At 36.8% G+C, this 4644-nt stretch carries 3 protein-coding genes and 3 pseudogenes; 3 read left to right on the forward strand and 3 right to left on the reverse strand.

The window, feature by feature from the left end:
• Together A9G40_RS05680 and A9G40_RS14640 are read left to right on the forward strand one after the other, a co-directional pair.
• On the forward strand, positions 1–713 hold a 713-nt coding region (locus A9G40_RS05680; protein ID WP_065582265.1), incomplete at its 5' end, for an IS3 family transposase.
• Positions 714–833: 120 nt separating this feature from the next.
• A pseudogene (locus A9G40_RS14640) lies at positions 834–959 on the forward strand (helix-turn-helix domain-containing protein); the annotation flags it as partial.
• 8 nt (positions 960–967) lie between these two features.
• Here the strand turns inward: A9G40_RS14640 and A9G40_RS05685 are convergent.
• Positions 968–2122 (reverse strand): annotated as a pseudogene (locus tag A9G40_RS05685) (IS3 family transposase).
• 58 nt (positions 2123–2180) lie between these two features.
• Here A9G40_RS05685 and A9G40_RS05695 point away from each other — a divergent pair.
• A pseudogene (locus A9G40_RS05695) lies at positions 2181–2696 on the forward strand (integrase core domain-containing protein); the annotation flags it as partial.
• A gap of 86 nt (positions 2697–2782) precedes the next feature.
• Here the strand turns inward: A9G40_RS05695 and A9G40_RS05700 are convergent.
• Positions 2783–4141, reverse strand: a complete 1359-nt coding sequence (locus A9G40_RS05700) for an L-serine ammonia-lyase (RefSeq protein WP_065582267.1) — start codon at positions 4139–4141, stop codon at positions 2783–2785.
• A 253-nt stretch (positions 4142–4394) separates the two neighbouring features.
• Positions 4395–4644 (reverse strand): hypothetical protein (locus A9G40_RS15215; RefSeq protein ID WP_218057946.1); only part of this gene is annotated, 250 nt, incomplete at its 5' end.

Consider the following 4644-nt stretch of genomic DNA (forward strand, 5'->3'; position numbering starts at 1 on the left):
AAGAGCTTAGTAAAAAAGTGAAAGCGATATTTAACGATAACTATCAAGCCTATGGAACAAGGCGACTACAAGCAGAGCTTAGGGAGAAAAGCATACTATTATCCCGTCGCCGAATTGGTCGAATCATGCAAGAAACCGGATTAGTATCAAAATATACCTGTAAAAAATATCGTGCTAATACAGAACAAAGCAACGAATCAACAGTAAGTAATCAACTTAATCGTGAGTTTACCGTAGGCCAACAACGAAAAGTGTTAGTGACTGATTTAACTTATGTGAGAGTAAAACAACAATGGCATTACCTTTGTGTGATTATTGATGTAAGCAATCGAGAAATCGTGGGACGAAGTGCTGGAAAACATAAAAATGCTCAACTGGTTATGGATGCTATCAGCCAAATCCCTATTAACTTAAATTCAGTTGAGTTATTTCATTCAGATAGAGGAAAAGAATTTGATAATCATCTACTTGATGAATGTTTAAAGGAATTTGGCATTGAGCGTTCATTAAGCCATAAGGGATGCCCTTATGATAATGCTGTTGCTGAAGCAACATTTAAAGCGGTGAAAACTGAATTTGTGTCAAACACGATTTTTGATTCACTTGAACAACTCAGGTTGCAATTTAATCACTATGTGGATTGGTTTAATTACAACAGGCTTCATTCGTCTTTAAATTACCAGTCACCCATTGAATATAAAATGAATCTATGACCTTATCTTTTTGGTACTAAAAAGTGTGGACATACCAGACAAAGGGCTTGAAAAAGAGAGCGTTACCAGTTTTGATATTAGGTGTCAAATCTACAATCAAAACAACAAGAGGTAACGCTCATGCTTCATACTAACAATCAAATCATAAAACATGAAGTAAGCTTATTAAATTTAGCTAAAGAACTTCAGAACGTGTCTAGAGCTTGTAAAGTGATGGGAGTATCAAGAGATACGTTTTATCGTTATTGTAGTGGTCAAGTATTTTTAAACACCAATTTAGGTTGTTTTGCAATAGCTGGTGGTAAACCGGCGTTAAAACTATGTGGTCGTCTTTGGTTATAATAACCGAATAAGTAACAGAACATGTCTGACTTAGCTTTAGCTAAACTACGATAACCGGCCTTGGGGATCCATTTACTTTTCAAACTACGGAACAAGCATTCAGTAGGCGCATTGTCCCAACAATTACCACGACGGCTAACACTGTGCACTATTCCATAACGACTAAGGCAATGCCTGAATGCAGCTGATAAATACTGGCAACCTTGGTCAGAATGGAACATTAAAGCTTTTGGTTTACCTCGTAAAGGCCAAGCCATGTCTAATGCACTAATTACTAATTGACTATCGGCTTTATCTGATACGCTATAACCTACTACCCGTCGAACGTACAAATCGGCGACTATCGCCAAATAAATCCATCTGCTACCCGCCCAAATATAAGTGATATCACTTGTCCATACCTGATTTGGGCTAGTGGGGTTAGAGTTCCGTGATAGCTTATTGAGCAGTTCAAGTTGTTCCTCGATTGCACGATTAAATTGCCTTACTTTGGGTTTCTTACTGTATAATTTTGCCTCTTTCATTAATTCTCTCACCTTATAACGACCCATCTTGATACCTTGCTGGTTCAGTTTTGTGGTTATCGTTCGACTGCCTACTGAGTCTCTACTTTGTTTGAAGAGGATTTCAACCTGTTGCCGGCGTTGTTGCCTGATTTTGTTTTCCGGGCGCAAACGAGAGTTATAAAATGCTGTTCGAGATACTGCAAATAATGCGCAGACAATATTTATGGGGTATTGCTCGCTTAACTGATGGCTCAACGCATATTTTTGTCTTCTTCCGACATTAAGAGAGCGGTAGCCTTTTTTAGTATTTCTTTTTCCAATTCAAGTCGTTTTATCTTTTTCTCCATGGTTTGAATTATTTGTTGTTCTCGGGTTAGCGCTTTTGATGCGGGCGTATAGCCTTCAAGTGCTAACTTTAACTGAGCAAACCACGGCGACGCATTGCTGTTTCACTTACCCCATTGCACTGCAAGCTTCCTGTACGCTGTACCCTTGCTCAACTACCAGTGCCGCTGCATCTCGTTTAAATTCTACTGTAAATTTTTGTCGGTTTGTTGTCATTATTCACCTCATTTTGATGATATTAGTTTACCACCTAATTGAGTGTCTTGAATTATTAAACCACTACAGTGTCGGTCGGGTTTATCAACAGACTTTTGTTGATACTTATTCTAAAATTGTGCATTGTAAATTGTATGTGACCAAAACGCCAATTACAGCAGCCGATTTACTCAATGACAAGGTCTTACCATTTTATAATGCCCATCATTTGCCAATGCTTCGAATATTAACCGATAGAGGAACGGAGTTTTGTGGCAGTATTGAAAAGCATGATTATCAACTTTATCTGGCGATTAATGATATTGATCATACTAAGACAAAAGCTATGTCGCCACAAACGAATGGGATCTGCGAGCGTTTTCATAAAACTATTTTACATGAGTTTTATATGGTGACATTCCGTAAAAAGCGCTATTCAGATTTAGAAACACGCCAAACAGATCTGGACAATTGGCTGCATTATTACAATAATGAACGAACTCATCAGGGAAAAATGTGCTGTGGTCGGACACCAATGGAAACATTGCTTGATGGAAAACGGATCTGGGAAGAAAAAAATCTGAACCAGATTTAACCTGACAGACACCCAATAAAAACGGGTAACTGTCAGATTAGGTTTGAGCTAGTACAAATCTAAATAGTACAACAAATAACTTCACCTTAATTACAGTGAACTTTAATTGCTAATCCACCACGAGATGTTTCTCGATATTTTGCATTCATATCTTTTCCCGTTTCGTACATTGTTTCAATAACCTTATCAAGCGAAACTTTAGCAGCAGTTGTACGCCTTAGTGCCATACGAGTTGCATTTATCGATTTAACCGCAGCAATTGCGTTCCTCTCAATACAAGGTACCTGTACTTGTCCATCAACTGGATCGCAAGTTAAACCTAAATTATGCTCCATCGCAATTTCAGCGGCCATACACACTTGCTCTGGGTTACCGCCTAATAACTCAGCCAAACCTGCCGCAGCCATTGAGCAGGCAACACCTACCTCTCCCTGACAACCCACTTCTGCTCCTGAAATAGAAGCGTTTTGTTGATATAACAAACCAATTGCGCCACAAGTTAAAAAGAATTTGGCATAAATATCAGGTGTTACAGGATCAATAAACTTATTATAATAAGCAAGTACTGCGGGAATAATACCGCAAGCACCATTAGTCGGCGCAGTTACAACTCGTCCACCGGCTGCATTTTCTTCACTTACTGCAAATGCAAACATATTAATCCAATCAATAATAATCATAGGATCATTATCATTTTTACTCGTTAACAATTGCCGATAAAGTGCATAAGCACGGCGGGGAACTTTTAAAGCCCCAGGCAGTAATCCCTCTGTTTTCATACCTTTTTGGATGCAATCGAGCATGGTTTTCCCAACGCGGGAAAAATAACTTTCAATTTCATCATAAGAATGAAGCGTTAATTCATTTTTTATCATAATACTAGAAATAGACAATGAATTGTCTTCGCAATGTTGGAGTAATTGCACTGCTGATGAAAAAGGATATGGGTAGTTTACGGCGCTTTGCGCTTGTTGACCAAATAATTCTTCTTCCACAATTTGCCCGCCACCCACTGAGTAGTAAGTTTTCTGTGCAATTAATTTATCATTTTGATAAGCTGTTAGCGTCATTCCATTTTCGTGAAGTGGTAAAAAATTAGAATGAAAAATAATGCTATCGAAAGAAAAACCGATCTCATAATTTCCCTTATAAATCGGCAAGCTCTGGGTACAGTTCATTTGTTCAATAAAAATTGGAATTTCATCAATATTCACTGTATCTGGCTTTTCACCAGAAAGCCCCATAATAATAGCGATATCCGTATGATGCCCTTTGCCAGTAAGTGACAGGGAACCATAGACATCAGCAACCACTTTAGTAACCAATGACATTTTTCCATCACTAATAAGTTGATCAATAAAAACCTTACTAGCTCGCATCGGCCCAACAGTATGTGAACTAGAGGGACCAATACCAATTTTAAATATATCGAAAACTGAGTTCATTTTGTTCCTTTAAACAGCTATCGTTTATTCTTACATTAGGTAGGTAAAAAATATTAACAATAAGATGGTATATTATGGTGTTAACAATAATATAATCAAGTGTTGAAAAAGCCTGAAATTTCATCATCGCTTAAATCCATTAAGTGATATTTAGCAATTTTTATTGGATAGCAGAGTACCATACAAACCAATAAAAATCTGATAAAATATACATTTTTATTTTCATTGTTATTAATTCCATATGCATTTTTTATTAGATTTTACTTATGAATAATAAAGTACAGGTAATGCCTGATTTAAAATCCTTAATGTACAGTTCTCCTCTAGTAAATCGCTCAAAAGAAATATAATCAGGTTTTTTCTTCAAATAAACTTTTCGCATCAGGCCATTGCCAACTATATAACTATTCTCTACTTTGATATAAATACTATTATTGATATAAATACTATTATTTTCATATGGGATCATTTGCCTACAAATAGAACAGTCTTTACCATAATGA

The sequence above is a fragment of the Gilliamella sp. Nev3-1 genome, assembly GCF_001690435.1.
Taxonomy (GTDB): domain Bacteria; phylum Pseudomonadota; class Gammaproteobacteria; order Enterobacterales; family Orbaceae; genus Gilliamella; species Gilliamella apicola_C.

Excerpts from the sequence above, each read along its gene's own strand:
- A9G40_RS05700 (WP_065582267.1), bottom strand. The coding sequence starts at position 4,141 with ATGAACTCAGTTTTCGATATATTTAAAATTGGTATTGGTCCCTCTAGT.